The following is a 22,174-nucleotide window of genomic DNA, read 5'->3' as shown; positions in this document are numbered from 1 at the left end:
CTCGGCGCTCACAGCCGTGCCCGCGTCGCTTCCAGCAGTCGTACGACCGAGTCGTCCGCCACGTCCGCCACCTCGCCGTAGGCGAACCAGCGCAGGTCGAGGGACTCGTCGCTGATCTCCTGGACGGCGCCGGGCGGGGCCACGACCGCGTACTGGACGTCGAGGTGCCAGTGGCAGGGCGCCGGGATGGCATGCCGGTCCAGGCGCACCGGCCCGCCCGGCAGCAGGGTCAGCCCCGCGATGCCCGACTCCTCGGTGGCCTCGCGCAGGGCCGCGGCCTCCACGGAGGAGTCCTGCGGCTCACAGTGGCCGCCCATCTGCAGCCACATCCGCAGCTTCTTGTGGAGGGTCAGCAGCACGCGCTCCCGCGCGGGGTCGATCACCAGCGCGCTCGCCGTGATGTGACCCGCGTGGCAGGCCTTCCACATGCCGTCCGGGTGGGCCGCGAGATGGTCCAGGTAGGCCTGGCGCAGCTCTTCCTGGCCCTCGTACCCCTTCAGGACGAGGACCGCGTCGTCGTACAGGCTCACTCGGTGTCGTCGCCCTTGTCGGTGTCCTCGGTGTCGTCCTTCTTCAGGTTCGGCTTGTCGCCGGAGTCGTCCGCGACGCCGCCGAGCAGCTTCTCGATCTCGGAGAAGTCCAGCTGCTCGCGGTGCACGAAGCCGTCCGGGTCGTCCAGGTCGGAGGCCGTCGGCAGCATGTCCGGGTGGGCCCACAGGGCGTCCCGGCCGTCGACCCCGCGCGCGTCCGTGAGCGAGGCCCACAGGCGGGAGGCGTCGCGCAGGCGGCGCGGGCGCAGCTCCAGGCCGATCAGCGTGGCGAAGGTCTGCTCGGCCGGGCCGCCCGTCGCACGGCGGCGGCGCAGGGTCTCGCGCAGCGCGTCGGCGGACGAGAGGCGGGGCTTCGCGGCCGCGTGCACCACCGCGTCCACCCAGCCCTCGACGAGCGCCAGAGCGGTCTCCAGACGGGCCAGGGCCGCCTTCTGCTCGGGCGTGTCCTCCGGCTGGAACATGCCCTGCTGGAGGGCGTCCTGCAGCTGCTCCGGGTTCTGCGGGTCGAACTGGCCGACCACGTCCTCCAGCTTGGCGGTGTCGACCTTGATCCCGCGCGCGTACCCGTCGACGGCGCCGAACAGGTGCGAGCGCAGCCACGGCACGTGCGCGAACAGGCGCTGGTGGGCGGCCTCGCGCAGGGCGAGATACAGCCGCACCTCCTCCTTGGGCACGCCCAGGTCCTTGCCGAACGCCTCGATGTTCACCGGCAGCAGCGCCGCCTTGCCGGCCGGGCCGAGCGGCAGACCGATGTCGGTGGAGCCGACGACCTCGCCCGCGAGCACGCCCACGGCCTGGCCGATCTGGGTGCCGAACATGGCGCCGCCCATGGAGCGCATCATGCCGATCAGCGGGCCCGCCATGGCCTGCATCTCCTCCGGCAGGACGTCACCCATGGCCGCGCCGACGCGCTCGGCGACCGGGTCGACCAGCTCCTGCCACGCGGGCAGGGTCGCCTCGACCCACTCCGCGCGCGACCACGCGACGGCGGAGCCGGCGCCGGACGGCAGGGACGTCGCGCCGTCCAGCCACAGGTCGGCCAAGCGGACGGCCTCCTCGACCGCGCTGCGCTCGGCGGGGCCGATGCTCGAGTCCTTGGTGCCGTCCGGGGTGCCCTGGGAGACCGTCTGGCGGGCGATCTGCTTGGCCATGTCCCAGTTCACCGGCCCGCCCTCGTACGAGAGCATCTGGCCGAGCTGCTGGAAGGCGGCGCCCAGGTCGGTGGGGTTCAGCGAGCCGAACATGGCAGCGAGCGGGTTGTCCCCGCCGGGGCCGCCAAAGCCCCCGGCGCCGGGCAGCCCGCCGAAACCGAACGGGTTGGCCGGGCCCTGACCACCACCGCTCTGCTGGTCCTTCTTCTTGCCCTCGTCGCCGTCTTCCGGCTCCTCCGGCGGAAGGCCGAATCCGAATGGGGTGTCACTCACGGGATTCCTCGGCTGTTAAGGCCGCCGGTTGTCTCCGACGGCACGACTGCCCGATAACACCACCCAGCGTAGACACCGCGGGCCGTTCGGGCCTCGGTGCTTCGCCGACTCTTGGCCTGCGGCAGGATGGATGCCACCTGGTACGGACGCGTCACTCGCGTTCTTACTGAAGACAACCGCTGGAGACGCCCGGTGAGTTCCCCAGATCCGCAGGTTCGCGCAGCGCGAAACGAGTCAACCCCGCCGACGGTCCGCGGACCCGTCGTCGCGGTCACCGGCGCGGCGTCCGGCATCGGCGCGCTGCTCACCGAGCGGCTCGCCGCCTCGGAGGCGATCAAGCAGGTCATCGCCATCGACGAGCGGCGCGGCGAGTGCGCGGGAGCTCAGTGGCAGATCCTGGACGTGCGGGATCCGGCCATCGCGGAGAAGCTGCGCGGGGCCGACGTGGTGGTGCATCTGGCGCTCGACCTGGACCTGGAGACCGACCCCGCCGCCCGGACGGCGTACAACGTGCGCGGGACGCAGACGGTGCTCACGGCCGCCGCGGCCGCGGGCGTCCACCGGGTGGTGCTGTGCACGTCGTCGATGGTCTACGGGGCGCTGCCGGACAACGAGCTGCCGCTTTCGGAGGACGCGGAGCTGCGCGCGACGGCCGAGGCCACCGGCGTGGGCGACCTGCTGGAGATCGAGCGGCTCGCACGGCGCGCGCCCCGGGCGCATCCCGGCCTCAATGTCACCGTCGTACGCCCCGCGGTGCTGATCGGGGGCACCGACACCGCGCTGACCAGGTACTTCGAGTCGCCGCGGCTGCTTGTGGTCGCCGGGTCGCGGCCCGCGTGGCAGTTCTGCCATGTCGAGGATCTGTGCAGCGCGCTGGAGTACGCGGTCCTCGAGAAGGTCGAGGGCGAGCTCGCGGTCGGCTGCGACGGGTGGCTGGAGCAGGAGGAGGTCGAGGAGCTCAGCGGGATCCGCCGGATGGAGCTGCCCTCGGCGGTCGCCCTGGGGGCGGCGGCCCGGCTGCACCGGATCGGGCTGACGCCGTCTCCGGCGGGGGATCTGGCGTACACGATGTACCCCTGGGTGGTGAGCGGGAGCCGGCTGCACGACGCGGGGTGGCGGCCGCAGTGGACCAACGAGGAAGTCCTCGCCGAACTGCTGGAGGAGGTCACCGGGCGGCACACGGTCGCCGGCCGGCGACTCGGGCGCAAGGACGCGACCGCGGCGGGCGCCGCGGGGGCGACGGTCGCCCTGCTGGGCGCGGCGGCCGTGGTGCGGCGGGCCCGGAAGGCGCGGCGGCGCATCTGACACGAGGAACCGAAGCTGTAGGACGCTCCAAAACGGCACACGCGTGTGCCTGGTGAAAGTCGTATTCCGCGTTGTCGGACGCGTGGGGCACGATGGACCCATGGCAGCCACACACGACCACCCCGGCGAGCAGGTCGCGGACGACCCGATCAAGCTCATCGCCATCCGTGAGACCCCGCTCTCCGTCGACGAGGTCTTCCGGGCCGTCGGGGACGACGCCGCCGGTGGGACCACGCTGTTCGTGGGGACCGTGCGCAATCACGACGGCGGTGTCGACGTCGACCGGCTCGGCTACTCCTGCCACCCCAGTGCCGAGGCCGAGATGCGGCGCATCGCCGAGAAGGTCGTCGCGGAGTACCCGGTAAGGGCGCTGGCCGCGGTGCACCGGGTCGGGGATCTGACGGTGGGAGACCTGGCCGTCGTAGTCGCTGTGTCGTGTCCGCACCGGGGCGAGGCCTTCGAGGCGTCCCGGAAGCTGATCGACGACCTCAAGCACGAGGTGCCGATCTGGAAGCACCAGACCTTCTCCGACGGCACCGAGGAGTGGGTCGGCGCCTGCTGAACCCCGGCGCCCGCCCGTCGTCCGAACCCCCTTCGCCACTCCTCCGGTTGCGTAACCGCACCCCTGGCACGAGCGTTGTCAGTGCGGATGGTTAATCTGCTGATCAGTCAGTTCTTGCGGTCGCTCACCGGGGTTGGGAGGTCGGCATGGGTGCGCTCGTCTGGTTGTTGATTCCGCTTGTCGCTGCGGTCGCCGCCGGTCTGTGGGGAAGCTGGGCCAACCGCACCCGCAAGGTGCGCAGCGACGGCCCCGAGCTCGACGGGTACGCGCGGTTCCGCGAGGCCATGGACAAGTCCCACTCCGGTACATGACAGAGGTGGGGCTGACGATGCGCTGACAGTGTCGTCCCGTACTGTCTTGGCATGCCACGCCGCACCGCGACGATGCTCGCCTCCACCCTGATGCTGATCGCGCTCCTGTGCGCGGGAGTGTTCATCCCCGTGCCGTACTCGGAGATGTCTCCCGGGCCGACGGTGAACACGCTCGGGGACCACGACGGCGAGCCGGTGCTGCAGATCTCGGGGCGCAAGACGTACGCGACCAGCGGTCACCTGAACATGACGACCGTGCGCGTCACCAGCGCCGACTACAAGATGAACATCGTCGAGGCCGTCTACGGCTGGCTCGCGCACGACAACAAGGTCGTGCCGCACGACACGCTGTACCCGGACGGCAAGACCGAGGAGCAGTCCACGCAGGAGAACGCCGAGGAGTTCAGCCAGTCCCAGGAGAGCGCCAAGGTCGCCGCCCTGAAGGAGCTGGACATCCCGGTGAAGTCCTGGGTGATCGTCTCGACCGTCGTCAAGGACTCGCCGGCCGAGGGCAAGCTGCACGCCGGTGACGTGATCAAGGCCGTGGACGGTACGACGGTCAAGGAGCCGGCCGACGTCGCCACGCTGGTGACCAAGCACAAGCCGGGCCAGGACGTCGTCTTCACGATCGTGCCGGCCAAGGAGCAGGCCGCCGCCGAGAAGGCGAACAGGACGGCGACGAAGACCGAGAAGATCACCATCAAGACCGCGACCTCGGACGACAGCGGCGCCAAGCGGGCGATCGTGGGGATCTCGGCGGGGACGGACCACACCTTCCCGTTCAGCATCGACATCAAGCTGGCCGACGTCGGCGGACCGAGCGCCGGCCTGATGTTCTCGCTCGGCATCTACGACAAGCTCACCCCGGGCAGCCTCACCGGCGGCAAGTTCGTGGCCGGCACCGGGACCATCGACGACGACGGCAAGGTCGGCCCGATCGGCGGCATCGAGATGAAGACGGTGGGCGCGCGCAGCAAGGGCGCCCAGTACTTCCTGACGCCGGCCGAGAACTGCGCGGCCGCCGCCAAGGACACCCCGAGCGGTCTCACCCTGGTGAAGGTGAACACCATCGAGGACGCCCTCGGCGCGCTGAAGGACATCCGCGGCGGCAAGACCGCCGACCTGCCGAAGTGCACGACCAAGTAGCCGCAGGGGCTACTCCTCGAAGGTCGCCGTCAGGGCCTCCGCGAGGCCCGGCACCAGGTCGGAGCCGGTGAGGACGTCCGTGGGGGTGTCCTTCTCGCGCAGCCTGAGGGCCGATTCGCGGGTGCCGTCGCGCAGGACCGCGACCGTCATCCGGACCTCCTGACGGTCCGGGTGCTCGGCCACCCACTTCGCGAGCCTCTTCTCGTCCATCCCCTCCGGGACGGACGCCTCGGCGGACGGGGGCAGCATCAGCCGCTCCACGGTGAGCGCGCAGCCGGCCACCGCGTCGGGCCAGGCGATGGTCGCGAGGAACTCGTCGAGCGCCTTGCCCGTCGGGATCTCGTCCTGCTCGATCGGGGTGAGTCCGGTGGACTCCTGCTCGTCCGCCAGGCCGAGCTGGGCCGCGAGAGCGGGTTCCTGGGTCCGCAGCCGAGCGGTGTCTACGAGGGCGAAGAGACGGGCGGGCTGGTCCCAGCCGAGGCCGGAGGCGTACTCGTCGATCTCGAGTACGGCCCGGGTGAGCGGGCTCGCCGCCATGGGGGTGTTGGACATGGTCACAATCCTGCCTCGTTCATGGCCGGAATCGGGAACCGAGTAAACGGTGAGTAAGTTGCATAGGTGTGGGCCCGCGATCACGGGGGGCCACGGCGGGCTCGCGAACACGAGGGCCTGACGGATCGACAGCGAACTTCGAGGTGCGCACCTTGGCTTTCCAGATGCCGGACCGCGGCGGAGGCCCGACGGGGCCACGGATCAGAGTGGGCCGCCCGTCCCGGCGTGTCCGGACCCTGCTCATGACACTGGGCGTCCTTGCCGTGCTCGGCATGGCGTTCACCATGTTCGCGGGCTTCTGGACGGACTGGCTCTGGTACCGCTCGGTGCACTACTCGTCCGTCTTCACGACGACGCTGTGGACGAAGATCGGCCTGTTCTTCGTCTTCGGTCTGCTGATGGCCCTCGCGGTCGGCTTCAACATCTGGCTCGCCCACCGCCTGCGGCCGCCGCTGAGCGCCATGTCCATGGAGCAGCAGAGCCTCGACCGGTACCGGATGGGCATCGCGCCCTACAAGCGCTGGCTGCTGCTAGCGATCACCTCGCTGGTGGGCCTGATCGCCGGCGCCTCGGCGTCGAGCCAGTGGCGGACCTGGCTGATGTGGGTCAACGGCGTGCCCTTCCACCAGAAGGACCCGCAGTTCCACCTCGACGTCTCGTTCTACGCCTTCGACCTGCCCTGGTACCGCTTCCTGCTGGGCTTCGGCTTCGCCGCCGCGATCCTCTCCCTGATCGCCGCCGCGCTGACCCATTACCTGTACGGCGGGCTGCGCGTCACCTCCCCGGGCGCGCGGGCCACCGCCGCCGCGACCGGTCATCTCTCCGTGCTGCTCGGCATCTTCGTCGCGCTGAAGGCGGTCGCCTACTGGCTCGACCGCTACGGGCTCGCGGTGAAGTCCAGCGACTTCAAGGCGACGGACAACTGGACGGGCCTGCGCTACGTCGACGCCAACGCGTACCTGCCGGCCAAGACCATCCTGTTCTGCATCGCCGTCATCTGCGCGCTGCTGTTCTTCGCCACCCTGTGGCGGCGCACCTGGCAGCTGCCGGTGATCGGCTTCGGCCTGATGGTGCTCTCGGCGATCCTGATCGGCGGCCTGTATCCGGCGATCGTCCAGAAGTTCCAGGTCCAGCCGAACGAGCAGGCCAAGGAAGCGCCGTACGTCGAGAAGAACCTCAAGGCGACGCGCGAGGCGTACGGCATCGACGGCACCAAGGTCAGCGACTACTCGGGGACGAGCAAGACCAAGGACAAGACGACGCTGCGCGACGACGTCGACTCCACGGCGAGCATCCGCATCCTGGACCCGAACATCGTCTCGCCGACCTTCCAGCAGCTCCAGCAGATCAGGAACTACTACGCGTTCCCGACCAACCTGGACGTCGACCGCTACACCAAGGACGGCAAGGTCCAGGACACCGTCATCGGTCTGCGCGAGCTGAACCTCAACGGCATCCCGAAGAACAACTGGATCAACGACCACTTCCGCTACACCCACGGCTACGGCGTGGTCGCCGCCAAGGGCACCGCCGCCGACGCCAACGGCCAGCCGGTCTTCACCGAGTCCGACCTGCCGTCCACCGGTGACCTGGGGACGTACGAGCAGCAGATCTACTACGGCGAGAAGACCACCACGTACTCGATCGTCGGCGGTCCCCAGAAGGAGATCGACTACTCCGACGACAGCGGCGAGAAGACCACCAGCTACAAGGGCAAGAGCGGCGTCAACCTCGCCAACCCGATCAACCGGGCGGCGTACGCGGTGGCGTTCAGCGAGCCGCAGATCCTCTACTCCGGGGCGATCGGCGAGGGTTCGCGGATCCTCTACAACCGCACGCCCAAGGAGCGGGTCGAGGCGGTGGCGCCGTGGCTGACCATCGACGGCGACGCGTATCCGGCGGTGGTGGACGGCCGTATCCAGTGGATCGTGGACGCGTACACGACGACGAACGGATACCCGTACGCCTCCCGTACGACCCTCGGTGACACGACGGCCGACTCGCTGACCGCGACCAACAACTCGCGCGCGGTGGTGGCCCAGCAGAACCAGGTCAACTACATCCGCAACTCGGTGAAGGCGACCGTCGACGCGTACACCGGCGAGGTCAAGCTCTACCAGTGGGACACCGAGGACCCGGTGCTGAAGACCTGGATGAAGGCCTTCCCCGGGACGGTGCAGCCCAAGGGCGCGATCTCCAAGTCGCTGCTGGCCCATCTGCGTTATCCGCAGGACCTGTTCAAGGTCCAGCGCGAGCTGCTGACCCGGTACCACGTCACCAACCCGACCACCTTCCTCACCGGCAGCGAGGTGTGGCAGGTGCCGGACGACCCGACCAACAAGTCGGGCAACGCGGTGCCGCCGTACTACCTGAGCATGAAGATGCCCGACCAGACGTCCCAGGCGTTCTCGCTGACGACGACGTTCACACCCAACGGCCGGGACAACCTCAGTGCGTTCATGACGGTCGACGCCCAGGCGGACTCCAGCGACTACGGCAAGATCAGAATCCTGAAACTGCCGACCAGTACGACGGTCGACGGGCCCAAACAGGTGCAGAGCCAGTTCAACTCCGAACAGGACATCGCCGAGTCGATCAAGCTGCTCAAGGGCGGCGACTCCGACATCGAGTACGGCAACCTGCTGACGGTGCCGCTCGACGGAGGACTGCTGTACGTGGAGCCGGTCTACGTACGCGGTGGTGGACTCAAGTACCCGCTGCTGCGCAAGGTGTTGGTCAGCTACGGCGACAAGACCGCCTTCGAGGACACCCTCGACGAGGCGCTCAACAAGGTCTTCGGAGCGGAGAGTTCGACCACCCCGCCACCGGACGAGGGGACGACCACGCCACCGACGTCCAGCAATCCCACGGTCCAGGAGGCGCTGAACGACGCCCAGAAGGCCTTCGACGAGGGCCAGGCGGCCCTGAAGAAGGGTGACTGGCAGGCGTACGGCCAGGCGCAGAAGGACCTGGAGGACGCGCTGAAGCGGGCCGAGGCCGCGCAGTCCAAGGCCGACAAGACGAGCAGCGCCAGCCCCAGTCCCAGCACCAGTGCCGGCCCGAGCAGCAGTCCGAGTCCGAGCAAGAGCTCCGGCAGCGGCTGATCAAATGCCCGTCCCGCGTCGTGATACGGTTGCCGAACAACGACGCGGGGTGGAGCAGCTCGGTAGCTCGCTGGGCTCATAACCCAGAGGTCGCAGGTTCAAATCCTGTCCCCGCTACTGAAGTCGAAGGCCCGGATCCTCACGGATCCGGGCCTTTGTGATGTGCGAACGCATGTGCCGACAGGGGATTCGCCGTGCCGCCGTGGGGAGTTGGGTGATGTGTGTTTGACTTGTCTCTCTGTGGGCATGTCGACAAAACGCTGAAGTGACCTCACTGGCTGCGGTATACCAGGTGTACCCAGGTTGCAGGTGGTGCGACGATGGACGTTATGGGGGACAAGGCAACTCTGTTCGAGACAGGGCGATTTGTGCAGCCCTCCGGCCCGGAACAAGCCGAGGCCGGGGAGGAGGCTGCCGAGCAGGCTGCCGAGCAGGCTGCCGAGGAACTGCGTCAGCGGCTCGCCGCGGAGGCCGGCGACGTCGAGGCGATGAGTGTCCTCGGGGCCATGCTGCTGCGCCGCGGTGATCTCGACGGAGCCGAGCCCCAGCTGCGTGCCGCCACCGCCGCGGGTGACCGTGCCGCCGCCAACAACCTGGGAGTCCTTCTTCACCAGCGCGGGTACGCCGACGAGGCCGCCGGATGGTGGCGGATCGCCGCCGTCGCCGGTTCCGCCGCTGCCGCGCACGCGCTGGGCCGGCACCACCGCGAGCGCGGGGACGAGCCGGCCGCCGAGTACTGGCTGCGCCAGTCCGCCGAGCAGGGGCACGCCCTGGGGGCGTACGCGCTGGCGGATCTGCTGGAGCACCGCGGGGACGCCGGGGCCGCGGAGTGGATGCGGGCCGCGGCCGAGCGGGGGCACCGCGAGGCGGCGTACCGGCTGGCGCGCGCTCTTGATCGCAAGGCGGTGAGCGAGGGCGAGGGCGGCTCTGACAACGGTGTCGAACTGCTGGCCCAGGCCGAGCAGTTCTACCGCCAGGCCGCCGCGCGCGGGCACCGGCGGGCCGCGCTGCACCTCGGCGCGATCCTGGAGAAGCGCGGCGAGCTCAAGGAGGCCGGGCGCTGGTACCTGACCTCCGCCAAGGACGGCGAGGCGCGGGCCGCGTGCGCCCTGGGCTTCCTGCTGCGCGACGCCGGGGACACCGAGAGCGCGGCCGTGTGGTGGCTGCGTGCCGCCCAGGACGGGGACGGGAACGCCGCCAACGCGCTGGGTGCGCTGCACGCCGAGCGGGGCGAGACGCAGACCGCCGAGCGGTGGTACCGGGCGGCGATGGACGCCGGGGACGACAACGGCGCGTACAACCTCGGGCTGCTCTGCGCCGAGCAGGGGCGGACCGCGCCGGCCGAGCAGTGGTACCGGCGGGCCGCCTACGCCGGGCACCGGGAGGCCGCCAACGCGCTCGCCATTCTGCTGCTGCAGGGTGGGGACGCGACCGGGGCCGAGCCGTGGTTCTCCAAGGCCGCGGAGGCCGGGAGCGTGGACGCCGCGTTCAACCTGGGGATTCTCTTCGCCGGGCGGGGCGAGGACGGCGTCGCGCTGCGGTGGTACGAGCGTGCCGCTGCCGCCGGGCACACGGAGGCCGCGCTGCAGGTCGGGATCGCCCGGCTGCGGGACGGGGACGAGGGTGCGGCCGAGCGGCATCTGCGGTGCGCGGCCGGGGGTGGCAGCGCGGAGGGGGCGTACCGGCTGGCGACCGTGCTGGACGCGCGGCGGCCGCCGGAGCCCGCGCATGAGCTGGGCGAGACGGTGCACGAGAAGACCGAGTGCGAGGAGTGGTACGAGCGGGCGGCTTCCCTGGGGCATCGGCGGGCGCAGGTGCGGGTGGGGATGATGGCGGCGGCTCGGGGTGACGTGGTGGAGGCGGCTCGGTGGTACCGGGAGGCGGCCGAGGCCGGGTCCCGCAACGGCGCCTTCAATCTCGGGCTGCTGCTGGCCCGGGAGGGGAGTGAGCCCGAGGCGGCGGTGTGGTGGACCCGGGCCGCAGACGCCGGGCACGGACGGGCGGCGCTCCGGCTGGCCCTGGTCTACGCGCGTCGGGGTGAGCTGGCGGAGGGGCAGCGGTGGGCGGACCGGGCGGTGTCCCTGGGGCCGGCGGAGGTCTCGGAGCGGGCGGCACGGCTGCGGGACGCGCTGCGGGAGGAGCTGTCGGCGTGAGGGCACGGTGAGTGTGCGAGCCGAAAGCGATTTGCTTCTGTCGGCGTCCTTCACGTAACGTTGCGTTCACCGACGCGGGGTGGAGCAGCTCGGTAGCTCGCTGGGCTCATAACCCAGAGGTCGCAGGTTCAAATCCTGTCCCCGCTACTGAAGGCCTGGGGCCGGAATCCAGAAATGGGTTCCGGCCCCAAGTCATTTACGGGCCCCAAGTTATTTACGTCGCGTGACCCACCGCCTCCTCGTACAGGGACCGGTCCACCGTCTTCGACTCGGGAAGCGCGTCGCCGTCCGCGACCGCCCCCTGCGCCGCGTACGCCGACTGCAGACGCGTCGTCGTGCCCGCGCGGATCTCCCAGTCCATGCGCAGGGACGGGGTCGATTTCAGGATCGTCTCGTCGGTCTTCAGGAGTTTCGCCAGGTAGGTGACGAAGGTCGCGTCCGTCTTGTAGTCCGACGCGAAGTACGTGTTCACCGTGCGGATGTACGCCCTCAGCAACGCCACCCCCGCGTCCACGTCGGCGTTCAGCAGGGAACGGCCGTACAACATGCCCCCGAGCGGCTCGCCCCGCGGCTGGCCGCCGAGGAAGGCGTAGCCGGGCTTGCCGTCGACGTTGCGCCAGACCGGGTCGAGCAGCCAGGCCGAGTCGACGCCGCCGTTCTGGAGGGCCGTGAGGACGTCGGCCGAGCCCAGCTGGCGGTACTGGATCTTGTCCAGGCCGCCGCCGTGCGAGGCGAGCGCCTTCTGCATGGGGTACGCGATCACCGAGCCCTTGCCGATCATCGTGCCCAGTGTGCGTCCGGCCATTGGGACGGACGCCGCGCTCTCGCCCTTCTTCAGCCGCACCCACAGCCCGCTCTTCGAACCGGCCGCGGGTGAGAAGTTCCCGGCGACCCACTTGATGTCGAAGCCGCCCCGGATACCGTTCATGACGGCCGCCTCCGGAGCCGCCCACAGCGCGTCGATGTCGCCCTTGGCCAGCAGTGGCAGCGCGTCCGGCGTCGGCAGGACCTTCAGCGTGACGTCCAGCCCCTCCTTCTTGAACTCGCCCTTGTCGAGGGCGACTTCAAGGGGCGCAACGTACTCGGCGCTCAGCGTTCCCGTCGCGATGGTGAGTTTGCGGGTCTTGGGGAGGGGCTTCGGGGCGGGGGTCCCGGGGGAGCAACGGGCCGGTGCGCGGGTGGGGGAGAGGTCCGCCGGGTCCGTCCAGGACTTCGCGCCGCAGCCCTCCATCGGGCTGACCGTGCGCTGCCGTGCGCCCGCCTGCGTGGCCGAGTCGTCCGTGTGCGACGCCGAGCACGCCGCCGACGCCAGCAGCGCCGCCACGGCGACGACGGCGCCGTATGCACGTCTCTTCATGACTGGCCCCTTCCGCGGTCCCTCGGTGCCCACGGGGTGAGCAACCGGCCCAGCAGTCTGATGAGTTCGGAGAAGAGCACGCCGAGGATCGCCACGCAGACGATGCCGACGAACATCACGTCGTTCTGGAACAGCGCGCGCGAGTCGAAGATGAGATGGCCCAGGCCGTTCGTCGCGGCGATCTGTTCCGAGGCGACGATCACCAGGACGGCCACGCCCGCCGCGATGCGCGCGCCCACCAGGACCGACGGGAGGGAGGCCGGCAGCAGGACGTGGCGGAACATCTGCCAGGGGGAGGCGCCGAAGACGCGGCCCGCGTCGCGGTGGCCGGACGGGATCGCGATCACCGCCGACATCGTGGAGATCCAGACGAAGAAGAAGACCGTGGTCGCGACCAACGCGATCTGCGGGCCCTCGCCCAGGCCGAACATGTTCAGGAAGACCGGGAGCAGGGCGAGCTTCGGGACCACGTACAGGGCGTCCAGGAGGGGTTCGAGGGCGGCTCGTACGAGGGAGAGGGAGCCCATCAGGAGGCCCAGGAGGTAGCCCGCGGCCGTGCCGAGCGCGTAGCCGGCGAGGACGCGCTTGAGGGTCGCCCACACGTCCGGCCACAGGTCGCCGGCCGCCGCGCGGTCCCAGCCGTCGGACAGGATCGTGGAGGGGGCGGGGTAGACGCGGTCGTCGATCCAGCCCTGGGCGGCGGCCAGTTGCCAGCACAGGAGCAGGACCAGCGGGACGGCCACCGCGAGCGACAGCTGCAGGGCGCGCCTGCGGCGGTGGGTGCGGGACGGGTGGAGTTCCTCCGGGCCCGGGCGGCGGACCAGGACCGATTCCTTCCCCGGTTCCTTCTCGGGGGCGATCGTCGTCATGCCGGTGCCGTCTCCTTCCGCAGCAGGTCCCACAGCTCGCTCTTCAGCGCCGTGAACTCGGGGTCGGTGCGCACGTCGCCGGTGCGCGGGCGCGGGAACGGTGGATGGTGCTCGGCGATGATCCGGCCGGGGCGGGCGGACATCACCAGGACCCGGTCGCCGAGGACGATCGCCTCCTCCAGACTGTGGGTGATGAAGAGGGTGGTGGTCCGCAGGGTCTGGGTGAGGGCGAGGAGTTCGTCCTGGAGGATCGTGCGGAGTTGCGCGTCCAGGGCGGCGAACGGCTCGTCCATCAGCAGCAGTTCGGGTTCCACGGCGAGGGCGCGGGCGATCGCCACGCGCTGGCGCATGCCGCCCGACAGGGCCGCCGGGTAGGCGTCGGCGAAGTCGGCCAGGCCCAGACGGGCCAGCCAGGCGTCGGCACGCGCGTTCGCCTCGCGACGCGGGACGCGCTGGACGTCCAGGCCGAAGCGGACGTTGGCGCGGACCGACTTCCAGTCGTAGATGCCGTAGTCCTGGAAGATCATGGCGGCGGGGCGCGGACTCGACGTGCGGATCCGCAACTCGCCGGTGCTGGGCCGCAGCAGGCCCGCCGCGATACGCAGCAGCGTGGACTTGCCGCAGCCCGACGGTCCGACGACGCACACGAACTCGCCGGGGGCGACGGCCAGTTCGAGCGGGCCGAGCGCGTCGACGACATGGGGTGGGCGGCCGAAGCTGCGGGTGAGGCCGGTGGCTTGGAGTTCGGGGTGCGGGTCTCCCATAATGGAACGAAGATATGACGGCCCGTCAGATTCGGGAAGCCTGCAGACAGCACGAAGCCCCGGCTCTCATGGGAGGTCGGGGCTCTTCGCGATGAAGGGTTACGCCGTCGCCGCGCAGTTCGGGCAGATGCCGCGGTAGGTCACCTCGACGTCGGAGACCTTGAAGCCGAAGCGCTCCGAGTCGGGCAGGTCGGCCATCGGATTGCCGCTGGGGTGGACGTCCTTGATCTCGCCGCACCGGGCGCAGACCAGGTGGTGGTGCGGCCGGTGCGCGTTCGGGTCGTACCGCTTGGCGCGCTTGTCGGTGGCGACCTCGAGGACCTCGCCGAGGGAGACCAGCTCACCCAGCGTGTTGTAGACGGTCGCCCGGGAGATCTCCGGCAGCTTGGCGACGGCCCTGGCGTGGACCTCGTCGGCCGTCAGATGGACGTGCTCACCGTCGAGAACCTCGGCCACGACGCGCCGCTGTGCGGTCATCCGCCAGCCGCGTCCGCGCAGCCGTTCCAGAAGGTCGCTCATACGACCCAGCCTAACAGAAGGGGACCAGGTCGCGAACGGATATGGTTTTGGACTCGGTCTAATGCCGGGAATGGTCTGTCAATGCAGGAGGGCCACCTGCTGTCGTGCGGGTGCCCAGCAGCGGATGATGTCGCGGACCGAGACGATCCCGGCCGTCTCGCCGCGGTCCATGACGACGAGGTGGCGGAAGCCGCCGTGCGCCATGGCCTGGGCCGCCTCCTCCAGGGTCCAGGACGGGGCGGCGAACACCACCTCGGTGGTGGTGTGGGCGGCCGCGAGTTCCGTGTCCGGGTTCTGGCCCAGGCCCACGGAGTTGAGGATGTCGCGTTCGGTGAGGATGCCGATGCCGCCGGCGTCGGGGTCGAGGACCACCGCCGCGCCGACCCGGCGGGCGGACATCAGGGCGGCTGCCTGACGGAGGGTGTGGGCGGGGCCGATGGTCAGGACCACCGTGCTCATGGCGTCGCGGACGAGCATGGATGGAGCCACCTCCTCGGGAATCCGAGTGTTAGTTCACGGATTCACAAATTCACAAGTGGGGGGACTCTCAGAGTGGCAGGTAAAGCGGGGGTCAACAAGGGGGCGCGGGCAGCCAATTGAGGGCGCGTGCGCTCATATGTGCCCTACATGTGTCGCTCAGTAGCGCTGGTTCAGGTACCCCAGCAGCTCGTCGTGGAGCAGGCCGTTCGACGCGGCGGCGTTGCCGCTGTGCGGGCCCGGGCGGCCGTCGAGGCCGGTGAAGGTGCCGCCCGACTCGGTCACGATGATCGCGTTGGCGGCCATGTCCCACAGGGACAGCTCGGGCTCCGCGCAGATGTCCACGGCGCCCTCGGCGACCAGCATGTAGGGCCAGAAGTCGCCGTACGCGCGCGTGCGCCACACCTCGCGGGTCAGGTCCAGGAAGCCGCCCAGCCGGCCCTGCTCCTCCCAGCCGGAGAGCGAGGAGTACGCGAACGAGGCGTCCGTCAGCTTCGAGACGCGGGAGACGTGCAGGCGGGAGGCGGAGGACAGGCTGCGCCCGGTGAACGCGCCGTGGCTCTTCGCGGCCCACCAGCGGCGGCCGAGCGCGGGCGCGGAGACGACGCCGACCACGGGCTGGAAGCCGGTCTCGCCGGCCTCCATCAGGGAGATCAGCGTGGCCCACACCGGGACACCGCGGACGTAGTTCTTGGTGCCGTCGATCGGGTCGATCACCCAGCGCCGGGGGCCGGTGCCCTCGACGCCGTACTCCTCGCCGAGGATCGCGTCCCGCGGCCGGGCGCGGCCCAGCTGGCCGCGGATGAGTTCCTCCGCGGCCTTGTCCGCCTCGCTCACCGGTGTCATGTCCGGCTTCGTCTCGACCTTGAGGTCGAGAGCCTTGAAGCGGTTCATGGTGGCCGCGTCGGCGGCGTCCGCGAGGACGTGGGCGAAACGGAGGTCGTCGAGGTAGTCCGGCATGGAACGAACGCTATCCGCCGTGGTCCGGATGGGGCTACCGGGCCTTGGTCACGGTTTAGGGCCTGTCCGGCGGATCGGGTCGGCTATAAGAAACGGCGCCTCCTGGCTTACCCGAGCGGGGTCTGGTGCGTGCAGCTGCAAGGCGGAGGAGCGAGTCGACGCGGAGCGATGGGGGTACCCCCGCGCGAGCGAAGCCGAGCGTGGGGGAGAGTGACGACAACGCGGCAGATGTGCGTGCCAGACCCCGCGACGCCGAGCTGGTCCGCCGGACAGGCCCTAACGGCACATGGTGACGTACGGGCGCCCCCGCATGCCTCCGCGAACCCTTGACAGTGCTCCCGTGCGCGTCAAATCTGGGCGCAGAGTCGCTCCGCCCCAGGGAGGCGATGATGCCTGCAGCGCGGGAATCCCTACTGGACGCCGCGTACACGGCGCTGGCGCGCCGGCCGTGGTCCGCCGTACGGATGGTGGACGTGGCCGCGGCGGCCGGAGTGTCCCGGCAGACCCTCTACAACGAGTTCGGCAGCAAGGAGGGGCTCGCCAGGGCGCTTGTGAGAAGGGAGGCGGACGCCTACCTCGCGGGGGTCGAGCGTGCGCTCGCCACCCACAGCGACGCCCGGGACCGGCTGACCGCGACCGCCGAGTGGACCGCGTCCACGGCCCGCGAGAACGCGCTGGTACGGGCCATGCTGACCGGCTGCTGGAGCGAGCGGCTGCCCTCCCCGACGCTGTCCGCGGTGCCGTCCTCCTCCGCGGTGCCGGCGCAGCGCCGGGCCGACGGTCCGCTGCCCTCGCCCGGCGACTTCGTGGCGATCGTCCGCGACCGGGCGGTGGCGGTGCTGTCGGGACCCGCGGTCGGCAAGCCGGACACGGCCGAACTCGCCCGCTCCTGCGAGCTGGTGGTCCGTATCGCACTGTCCTGCGTGGCGGCCCCACCGGGCGAGGGCGGAGTCTCGGACCTGGTCCGCACGGCCCTGCCGAGGCAGGCGGTCTGAGCGGCTAGTGCGCCGAGCCCGACAGCTGGAGGCCGATCACGCCGACGATCACCAGGCTGATCGACACCAGCTTCAGGGTCGAGACCAGGTCGCCGAGGAAGATCATGCCGTAGATCGCGGTGCCCGCCGCGCCGATGCCGGTCCACACGGCGTAGGCGGGGCCGACGTCGAGTTTGCGCAGGGAGAGGGTGAGGAGGCCGAAGCTGCCGAGGGCGAAGACGCAGAAGGCGATCGTCGGCCAGAGCCTGGTGAAGCCGTGCGAGAGCTTGAGACACACCGCGAACCCGGTTTCCAGCAACCCGGCCACCACCACCAGCAGCCACGCCATGTGCTGTCCTCCCGTATGTCCGGCTCGGTGCGATTATGCACTTACCGAACTCGCGTACAGCCAAACAACGCGGAGGTCAGTCGCCTTCCTTGCGCTCCCGGGTCGCCAGCAGGCGGCGTAGCGAATACAGGCGGGCCGGATCCGCGTGCCCCTCCGCGACCCATTCGTCCAGCGCGCAGTCCGGCTCATCATGACTGCACGCGCGCGGGCAGCCCTCGGTTCCCGGTTCCAGGTCCGGGAAGGCGTGGATGACCCGGGACGGGTCGATGTGCGCGAGACCGAAGGAACGGACGCCCGGGGTGTCGATCACCCAGCCGCCGTCCCCGAGGAGCGGGAGCGCGAGGGCCGAGGTGGTGGTGTGGCGGCCGCGGCCCGTCACCGCGTTCACATGGCCGGTCAGCCGCCTGCGCTCCTCCGGTACGAGGGCGTTGACCAGGGTCGTCTTGCCGACGCCGGAGTGGCCGACGAACGCCGTGACCTTGCCGTCGAGTTCCTCGCGCACCCGCTCGGCCGCGTCGCCGTTCTCCAGCTCCTCGCGGCTGGTGACCACAAACGGGATGTCCAGATCGCCGTACAGCTCAAGGAGTTTGTCGGGCGGGGCGAGGTCCGACTTCGTCATCACCAGCAGCGGTTCGAGGCCGCCGTCGTACGCCGCCACCAGGCAGCGGTCGATCAGGCGCGGGCGCGGTTCCGGGTCGGCCAGGGCGGTGACGATGGCGAGCTGGTCGGCGTTGGCGACGACCACGCGCTCGAACGGGTCGTCGTCGTCGGCCGTGCGGCGCAGCACCGAGGTGCGCTCCTCGATGCGGACGATGCGCGCGAGGGTGTCCTTCTTGCCGGACAGGTCGCCGACGAGGGCCACCCGGTCGCCGACCACCGCCGCCTTGCGGCCCAGTTCGCGGGCCTTCATCGCCAGTACGATCCGGTCGTCGACCAGACAGGTCAGCCGGCCCCGGTCCACGGTGAGGACCAGGCCCTCGGCCGCGTCCTCGTGCTTGGGGCGGATGTTGGTGCGGGGCCGGTTGCCCTTGCGGTTGGGGCGGCTGCGGATGTCGTCCTCGTCGGTGTGCTTGCCGTAGCGGCGCATCTCCGTAACGCCCCTACGCCCCGAGCATCCCGGTCCACAGGTCGGGGAAGTCCGGCAGGGTCTTCGCCGTCGTCGCCACGTTCTCGATCTGCACACCCTCGACCGCGAGGCCGATGATCGCGCCGGCCGTCGCCATGCGGTGGTCCTCGTACGTGTGGAAGATGCCGCCGTGCAGCCGGCGCGGGCGGACGTGCAGGCCGTCGGCGGTCTCCGTGACGTCACCGCCGAGCTCGTTGATCTCCTTGGTGAGCGCGGCCAGCCGGTCCGTCTCGTGCAGGCGCAGGTGGGCGACGCCGCGCAGGGTCGAGGGGGAGTCCGCGAGGGCGGCGACCGCCGCGATGCCGGGGGTCAGCTCGCCGACCTCGCCGAGGTCCACGTCGATACCGTGGATGGCACCCGAACCGGTGAACTCCAGCCCGTACTCGGTGAGTTCGCAGGAACCACCCATCTCGGTGAAGATCTCCCGCAGCCGGTCGCCGGGCTGCGTCGTCCGCGCGGGCCAGTCCGGGATCACGACCTTGCCGCCGGTCACCAGGGCGGCGGCAAGGAAGGGCTGGGCGTTGGACAGGTCCGGCTCGATGGTCAGGTCGCGGCCGAGCAGCGCGCCCGGCGTCACCCGCCACACGTTCGGCTCGCCGCCTGACTCCGGAGTGTCCACCTGGGCGCCGACCGCGCGCAGCATGTCGACGGTCATGCGGATGTGGGGGAGGGAGGGGAGGGAGCTGCCGATGTGACGGACCTCCACGCCCTGGTTGAAGCGCGGGCCGGAGAGGAGGAGCGCGGACACGAACTGCGACGACGAGGACGCGTCGATCTCCACCGGGCCGCCGTCCAGGGCGCCCCCGCCGTGGACCGTCAACGGCAGCGCACCGCGGCCGTCGTCGTCGATGCGGGCGCCGAGGACGCGCAGAGCGTCGATCACGCCGTGGAGGGGGCGCTCGTACGACCTGGGGTCGCCGTCGAAGCGGATCTCGCCGTCGGCGAGGGCGGCGACGGGGGGCAGGAAACGCATCACGGTGCCGGCGTTGCCGACGTCGACGGTGGCCGGGCCGTGCAGGCCGGTGGGGAGTACGCGCCAGGTCTCGCCGGTGCCGTCGGGGCCCACGCCCTCCTCGATGGCGACGCCCATGGTGCGCAGGGCGCCGGCCATCAGGAGCGTGTCGCGGGAGCGGAGGGGGCGGCGCAGCCAGCCGGGTTCGGAGGCGAGGGCGGCGAGGACGAGGGCGCGGTTGGTGACTGACTTCGACCCCGGTACGTGGACCGTCGCGTCGACGGCTCCGCTCGCGTGGGGGGCGGGCCAGAGGGCGGTGTCTGCGGGGTTCGGGACCATGGGTCCACTCTATAAGCCGGGGGTTCTACGGGCCGTCGTGCGTGTGCGGCGCCGTCGTGGCTGGTCGCGCCCCGCGGCGAAGCCGCTGATCGATACAGCCCCGCGCCCCTATGACTGCGTCCCTTCGGGACGCAGTCATACCTCCAGGAGCCAGCGCCCCCCACCCATCAGCGAGCACAAGCTCACCGCGTGGAACAGGAACAGCCACAGGCCCGCCGGTACGTGCGTCAGTCGCGACAGCTGGTCCGCGTCCGAGTCGCCCGCGCCGCCCCTGCTTCTCTTCGCCTGGAGTTCGAACGCCGGGCGTACCCCTCCCACCAGCAGGAACCACACCACCGCGTACGCGAACGCCGCCTGGACCTGGGGTCCCGCCAGCCACGACACCAGCAGGAAGGTGCCGCCGGTGAGGACGACCGTCAGCGCGCCGTACGCGTTGCGGATCATCACCAGCATCGCCACCAGCAGGGCCGTCGCCAGCCACAGCAGCAGCGTGATGTGACCGGCGGCCAGCAGGGCCGCGCCGCCGAGGCCGAGCAGCGGGGGAGCGGTGTAGCCGGCGGCCGCGGTGAGGATCATGCCGATGCCGTGCGGTTTGCCGCGGCTGACCGTCAGGCCGCTGGTGTCGGAGTGCAGGCGTATGCCGGTGAGCTGCCGGCCGGTCAGCAGCGCGATCAGGCCGTGGCCGCCCTCGTGGGCGATGGTGATCGCGTTGCGCGAGAGGCGCCAGACGTTGTGCGGGACGGTCACGGCGAGCGCGGCGACGAGGGTCGCGATCACCACCCACAGGTCGGGGTCGGGCTGGATGCCGAAGACCCGGTCCCACAGGGAGGCGAGTGAGGAGGCGGTGCTGTCCATTGTCGGCGGTGGCTCCCATGGCTCTCGGCGGATCTGGCAGTGTGGCACGTATGTGCGGACGGTATGCAGCTAGTCGTAGGCCCGAGGATCTCGCAGGAATCTTTGAGATCGAGAAGTGGGAGCCGGAGGAGGCCCTGGCCCCCGACTACAACGTGGCCCCGACCAAGGAGGTCTACGCCGTCCTCGACCGCCCTCTGAAGGACGCCGACGCTGCAGCCACCAGTTCCTCCGTCACGGGCAACCCGGTTCGCCAGCTGCGCAAGCTGAAGTGGGGTCTGGTCCCGTCCTGGTCGAAGTCCCCCGAGGGCGCCGCCCGGATGATCAACGCCCGCGCCGAGACCATCCACGAGAAGCCCTCGTACAAGCGGGCCTTCTCCTCGCGCCGCTGCATCATCCCCGCCGACGGCTACTACGAGTGGGTCACCGGCAAGGGCGAGCGGGACCTGGAGGTCGCGGGCAGGAAGAAGCGCCCGCGCAAGCAGCCGTACTTCGTGCTGCCCGCCGACGGGTCGGTCTTCGCGATGGCCGGCCTGTACGAGTTCTGGCGCGACAAGACCCTCCCGGACGACCACCCGCAGGCCTGGTGGGTCACCTGTTCGGTCATCACCACGGAGGCCGAGACGACCCCGCTGGCCGTCGCCCCCGCCGAGGGCCCCTTCACCCTCTCCGAGATCCACCCCCGCATGCCGCTGATGCTCACCCCGGACCGCTGGGACAGCTGGCTCGACCCGTCCCGCACCGACCTCGACGACCTGCGGACACTGCTGGAGCCCCCGCCGCCCGGCCTGATGCGCGCCTACCCGGTCTCCACCGCCGTCAGCAACGTCCGCAACAACGGCCCGGAGCTGCTGAAGGAGCTGGAGGGCCCCGAAGAGGGCACACTCTTCTGACGTGAGGACCGAGATCGTTGGTACGGACGCGGGGGACGCCCGCGTCACCTGGCACCCCGCGAAGCAGGCACGGCTGGTGCTGGCCGTGAGCCATGGGGCCGGTGGTGGCATCGAGGCGCGTGATCTGCAGGCGCTGGCCGCCGTGCTGCCGGACCACGGGGTGACCGTCGCCCTCGTCGAGCAGCCCTGGCGGGTGGCCGGGAAGAAGCTGGCGCCCGCCCCGAAGACCCTCGACGTCGGCTGGCGGGGGATCTGGCCGGCCGTGACCAAGCCCGGCCTGCCGGTGATCTCCGGTGGCCGCAGCGCCGGAGCCCGGGTCGCCTGCCGGACGGCCGTCGACCTCGGCGCGCACGCCGTGCTCGCCCTGAGCTTCCCGCTCCACCCGCCGGGCAAGCCGGAGAAGTCCCGCGCCGAGGAGCTGCTCGGATCGGGGGTGCCCACCCTCGTCGTACAAGGAGGGAACGATCCCTTCGGGAAGCCCGAGGAGTTCCCCGACGGGGCGTACACGCTGGTCGAGGTGGACCACGGCGATCACGGCTTCGCCGTGCCCAAGCGGGCGGAGATCTCGCAGGAGCAGGCCGTGGCGCTGATCACGGACGCGGTCGTGGAGTGGACCGGCTCACTGGCGTGACGGG

Annotated in this window: 22 protein-coding genes and 2 tRNA genes; 11 read left to right on the top strand and 13 right to left on the bottom strand. The window is 70.7% G+C overall.

Translation table 11 applies throughout. The features are described 5' to 3' along the window. Positions 1-8 precede the first annotated feature (8 nt). Both ABZ848_RS39300 and ABZ848_RS39295 read right to left on the bottom strand, forming a co-directional pair. Positions 9-530: an NUDIX hydrolase gene (locus ABZ848_RS39300; protein WP_360839801.1), complete on the bottom strand. Its 522-nt coding sequence runs from the start codon at positions 528-530 to the stop codon at positions 9-11. Beyond that, complete coding sequence (locus ABZ848_RS39295; RefSeq protein ID WP_360839800.1) at positions 527-1,975, bottom strand: zinc-dependent metalloprotease; 1,449 nt, start codon at positions 1,973-1,975, stop codon at positions 527-529. Before ABZ848_RS39295 ends, ABZ848_RS39300 begins: the two co-directional genes overlap by 4 nt. A gap of 192 nt (positions 1,976-2,167) precedes the next feature. On the opposite strand from ABZ848_RS39295, the gene ABZ848_RS39290 reads away from it, so the two are divergent. From ABZ848_RS39290 to ABZ848_RS39275, 4 genes are all read left to right on the top strand, one after another. Then, positions 2,168-3,280: an SDR family oxidoreductase gene (locus ABZ848_RS39290; RefSeq protein WP_360839799.1), complete on the top strand. Its 1,113-nt coding sequence runs from the start codon at positions 2,168-2,170 to the stop codon at positions 3,278-3,280. Between the two features lie 100 nt (positions 3,281-3,380). Next, positions 3,381-3,842, top strand: a complete 462-nt coding sequence (locus ABZ848_RS39285; protein ID WP_360839797.1) for a molybdenum cofactor biosynthesis protein MoaE — start codon at positions 3,381-3,383, stop codon at positions 3,840-3,842. Positions 3,843-3,988: 146 nt separating this feature from the next. Continuing rightward, positions 3,989-4,153, top strand: coding sequence for a hypothetical protein (locus ABZ848_RS39280; RefSeq protein WP_242766175.1), 165 nt, complete (start codon positions 3,989-3,991; stop codon positions 4,151-4,153). 51 nt (positions 4,154-4,204) lie between these two features. Continuing rightward, on the top strand, positions 4,205-5,299 hold the full coding sequence (locus ABZ848_RS39275; RefSeq protein ID WP_360839794.1) for a PDZ domain-containing protein: 1,095 nt from the start codon (positions 4,205-4,207) through the stop codon (positions 5,297-5,299). Between the two features lie 9 nt (positions 5,300-5,308). Here ABZ848_RS39275 and ABZ848_RS39270 read toward each other — a convergent pair whose 3' ends face one another. Continuing rightward, positions 5,309-5,851: a PPA1309 family protein gene (locus tag ABZ848_RS39270; protein ID WP_360839792.1), complete on the bottom strand. Its 543-nt coding sequence runs from the start codon at positions 5,849-5,851 to the stop codon at positions 5,309-5,311. A gap of 164 nt (positions 5,852-6,015) precedes the next feature. Here ABZ848_RS39270 and ABZ848_RS39265 point away from each other — a divergent pair, with 164 nt between their 5' ends. The 4 genes from ABZ848_RS39265 (at position 6,016) to ABZ848_RS39250 (ending at position 11,255) form a co-directional block, all read left to right on the top strand. Continuing rightward, positions 6,016-8,955 carry a UPF0182 family protein gene (locus tag ABZ848_RS39265; protein ID WP_360839859.1) on the top strand — a complete coding sequence of 980 codons (2,940 nt, stop codon included), beginning with the start codon at positions 6,016-6,018 and terminating at the stop codon, positions 8,953-8,955. A 43-nt stretch (positions 8,956-8,998) separates the two neighbouring features. Then, a tRNA-Met gene (locus ABZ848_RS39260) sits at positions 8,999-9,072 on the top strand. 203 nt (positions 9,073-9,275) lie between these two features. Beyond that, positions 9,276-11,108 (top strand): sel1 repeat family protein, encoded by a 1,833-nt coding sequence (locus ABZ848_RS39255; protein ID WP_360839791.1) that lies wholly within the window; start codon positions 9,276-9,278, stop codon positions 11,106-11,108. A 73-nt stretch (positions 11,109-11,181) separates the two neighbouring features. Then, positions 11,182-11,255: transfer RNA gene (locus ABZ848_RS39250), tRNA-Met, on the top strand. Positions 11,256-11,322: 67 nt separating this feature from the next. Here ABZ848_RS39250 and ABZ848_RS39245 read toward each other — a convergent pair. The 6 genes from ABZ848_RS39245 to hisN all read right to left on the bottom strand — a co-directional run bounded on the left by ABZ848_RS39245 (position 11,323) and on the right by hisN (position 16,054). Next, positions 11,323-12,465 (bottom strand): ABC transporter substrate-binding protein, encoded by a 1,143-nt coding sequence (locus ABZ848_RS39245; protein ID WP_360839790.1) that lies wholly within the window; start codon positions 12,463-12,465, stop codon positions 11,323-11,325. Next, the gene (locus ABZ848_RS39240; protein WP_360839788.1) at positions 12,462-13,334 is read right to left on the bottom strand and encodes an ABC transporter permease; all 873 of its coding nucleotides are present in this window, start codon (positions 13,332-13,334) and stop codon (positions 12,462-12,464) included. The genes ABZ848_RS39245 and ABZ848_RS39240 overlap by 4 nt, the downstream gene beginning before the upstream one ends. After that, the gene (locus ABZ848_RS39235; RefSeq protein WP_360839786.1) at positions 13,331-14,098 is read right to left on the bottom strand and encodes an ABC transporter ATP-binding protein; all 768 of its coding nucleotides are present in this window, start codon (positions 14,096-14,098) and stop codon (positions 13,331-13,333) included. The genes ABZ848_RS39240 and ABZ848_RS39235 overlap by 4 nt, the downstream gene beginning before the upstream one ends. A gap of 99 nt (positions 14,099-14,197) precedes the next feature. Continuing rightward, positions 14,198-14,617 carry a Fur family transcriptional regulator gene (locus ABZ848_RS39230; RefSeq protein WP_242766182.1) on the bottom strand — a complete coding sequence of 140 codons (420 nt, stop codon included), beginning with the start codon at positions 14,615-14,617 and terminating at the stop codon, positions 14,198-14,200. A 78-nt stretch (positions 14,618-14,695) separates the two neighbouring features. Beyond that, a complete protein-coding gene (locus ABZ848_RS39225) occupies positions 14,696-15,094 on the bottom strand; it encodes a CBS domain-containing protein (protein WP_360839783.1) in 399 nt (132 codons plus the stop codon). 159 nt (positions 15,095-15,253) lie between these two features. Next, on the bottom strand, positions 15,254-16,054 hold the full coding sequence (gene hisN / locus ABZ848_RS39220) for a histidinol-phosphatase (protein WP_360839782.1): 801 nt from the start codon (positions 16,052-16,054) through the stop codon (positions 15,254-15,256). 389 nt (positions 16,055-16,443) lie between these two features. On the opposite strand from hisN, the gene ABZ848_RS39215 reads away from it, so the two are divergent. Continuing rightward, the gene (locus ABZ848_RS39215; RefSeq protein WP_360839857.1) at positions 16,444-17,049 is read left to right on the top strand and encodes a TetR/AcrR family transcriptional regulator; all 606 of its coding nucleotides are present in this window, start codon (positions 16,444-16,446) and stop codon (positions 17,047-17,049) included. Between the two features lie 4 nt (positions 17,050-17,053). Here ABZ848_RS39215 and ABZ848_RS39210 read toward each other — a convergent pair whose 3' ends face one another. The 4 genes from ABZ848_RS39210 to ABZ848_RS39195 all read right to left on the bottom strand — a co-directional run bounded on the left by ABZ848_RS39210 (position 17,054) and on the right by ABZ848_RS39195 (position 20,649). After that, the gene (locus ABZ848_RS39210; RefSeq protein WP_030929096.1) at positions 17,054-17,377 is read right to left on the bottom strand and encodes a multidrug efflux SMR transporter; all 324 of its coding nucleotides are present in this window, start codon (positions 17,375-17,377) and stop codon (positions 17,054-17,056) included. 76 nt (positions 17,378-17,453) lie between these two features. Beyond that, positions 17,454-18,464: a ribosome small subunit-dependent GTPase A gene (rsgA, locus tag ABZ848_RS39205; RefSeq protein WP_242766187.1), complete on the bottom strand. Its 1,011-nt coding sequence runs from the start codon at positions 18,462-18,464 to the stop codon at positions 17,454-17,456. 13 nt (positions 18,465-18,477) lie between these two features. Then, a complete protein-coding gene (aroA, locus tag ABZ848_RS39200; RefSeq protein WP_360839779.1) occupies positions 18,478-19,794 on the bottom strand; it encodes a 3-phosphoshikimate 1-carboxyvinyltransferase in 1,317 nt (438 codons plus the stop codon). 135 nt (positions 19,795-19,929) lie between these two features. Beyond that, positions 19,930-20,649, bottom strand: a complete 720-nt coding sequence (locus tag ABZ848_RS39195; protein WP_360839777.1) for a M50 family metallopeptidase — start codon at positions 20,647-20,649, stop codon at positions 19,930-19,932. A 50-nt stretch (positions 20,650-20,699) separates the two neighbouring features. Here ABZ848_RS39195 and ABZ848_RS39190 point away from each other — a divergent pair, with 50 nt between their 5' ends. Further along, positions 20,700-21,539 (top strand): SOS response-associated peptidase, encoded by an 840-nt coding sequence (locus tag ABZ848_RS39190; protein WP_360839776.1) that lies wholly within the window; start codon positions 20,700-20,702, stop codon positions 21,537-21,539. A gap of 1 nt (position 21,540) precedes the next feature. Continuing rightward, positions 21,541-22,170 (top strand): alpha/beta family hydrolase, encoded by a 630-nt coding sequence (locus ABZ848_RS39185; RefSeq protein ID WP_360839775.1) that lies wholly within the window; start codon positions 21,541-21,543, stop codon positions 22,168-22,170. Positions 22,171-22,174 lie beyond the last annotated feature (4 nt).

The sequence above is a fragment of the Streptomyces sp. NPDC047081 genome, from assembly GCF_040643775.1.
GTDB lineage: Bacteria > Actinomycetota > Actinomycetes > Streptomycetales > Streptomycetaceae > Streptomyces.
This window is presented reverse-complemented; position numbering and strand designations above follow the sequence as displayed.

What these genes read in the sequence shown, in the direction of transcription:
- ABZ848_RS39285 (WP_360839797.1), top strand. Translation starts at nt 3,381, where the DNA reads ATGGCAGCCACACACGACCACCCCGGCGAGCAGGTCGCGGACGACCCG.
- ABZ848_RS39280 (WP_242766175.1), top strand. Translation starts at nt 3,989, where the DNA reads ATGGGTGCGCTCGTCTGGTTGTTGATTCCGCTTGTCGCTGCGGTCGCC.
- ABZ848_RS39275 (WP_360839794.1), top strand. Translation starts at nt 4,205, where the DNA reads ATGCCACGCCGCACCGCGACGATGCTCGCCTCCACCCTGATGCTGATC.
- ABZ848_RS39270 (WP_360839792.1), bottom strand. Translation starts at nt 5,851, where the DNA reads ATGTCCAACACCCCCATGGCGGCGAGCCCGCTCACCCGGGCCGTACTC.
- ABZ848_RS39265 (WP_360839859.1), top strand. Translation starts at nt 6,016, where the DNA reads ATGCCGGACCGCGGCGGAGGCCCGACGGGGCCACGGATCAGAGTGGGC.
- ABZ848_RS39255 (WP_360839791.1), top strand. Translation starts at nt 9,276, where the DNA reads ATGGACGTTATGGGGGACAAGGCAACTCTGTTCGAGACAGGGCGATTT.
- ABZ848_RS39245 (WP_360839790.1), bottom strand. Translation starts at nt 12,465, where the DNA reads ATGAAGAGACGTGCATACGGCGCCGTCGTCGCCGTGGCGGCGCTGCTG.
- ABZ848_RS39240 (WP_360839788.1), bottom strand. Translation starts at nt 13,334, where the DNA reads ATGACGACGATCGCCCCCGAGAAGGAACCGGGGAAGGAATCGGTCCTG.
- ABZ848_RS39235 (WP_360839786.1), bottom strand. Translation starts at nt 14,098, where the DNA reads ATGGGAGACCCGCACCCCGAACTCCAAGCCACCGGCCTCACCCGCAGC.
- ABZ848_RS39230 (WP_242766182.1), bottom strand. Translation starts at nt 14,617, where the DNA reads ATGAGCGACCTTCTGGAACGGCTGCGCGGACGCGGCTGGCGGATGACC.
- ABZ848_RS39225 (WP_360839783.1), bottom strand. Translation starts at nt 15,094, where the DNA reads ATGCTCGTCCGCGACGCCATGAGCACGGTGGTCCTGACCATCGGCCCC.
- hisN (WP_360839782.1), bottom strand. Translation starts at nt 16,054, where the DNA reads ATGCCGGACTACCTCGACGACCTCCGTTTCGCCCACGTCCTCGCGGAC.
- ABZ848_RS39215 (WP_360839857.1), top strand. Translation starts at nt 16,444, where the DNA reads ATGCCTGCAGCGCGGGAATCCCTACTGGACGCCGCGTACACGGCGCTG.
- ABZ848_RS39210 (WP_030929096.1), bottom strand. Translation starts at nt 17,377, where the DNA reads ATGGCGTGGCTGCTGGTGGTGGTGGCCGGGTTGCTGGAAACCGGGTTC.
- rsgA (WP_242766187.1), bottom strand. Translation starts at nt 18,464, where the DNA reads ATGCGCCGCTACGGCAAGCACACCGACGAGGACGACATCCGCAGCCGC.
- aroA (WP_360839779.1), bottom strand. Translation starts at nt 19,794, where the DNA reads ATGGTCCCGAACCCCGCAGACACCGCCCTCTGGCCCGCCCCCCACGCG.
- ABZ848_RS39195 (WP_360839777.1), bottom strand. Translation starts at nt 20,649, where the DNA reads ATGGACAGCACCGCCTCCTCACTCGCCTCCCTGTGGGACCGGGTCTTC.
- ABZ848_RS39190 (WP_360839776.1), top strand. Translation starts at nt 20,700, where the DNA reads ATGTGCGGACGGTATGCAGCTAGTCGTAGGCCCGAGGATCTCGCAGGA.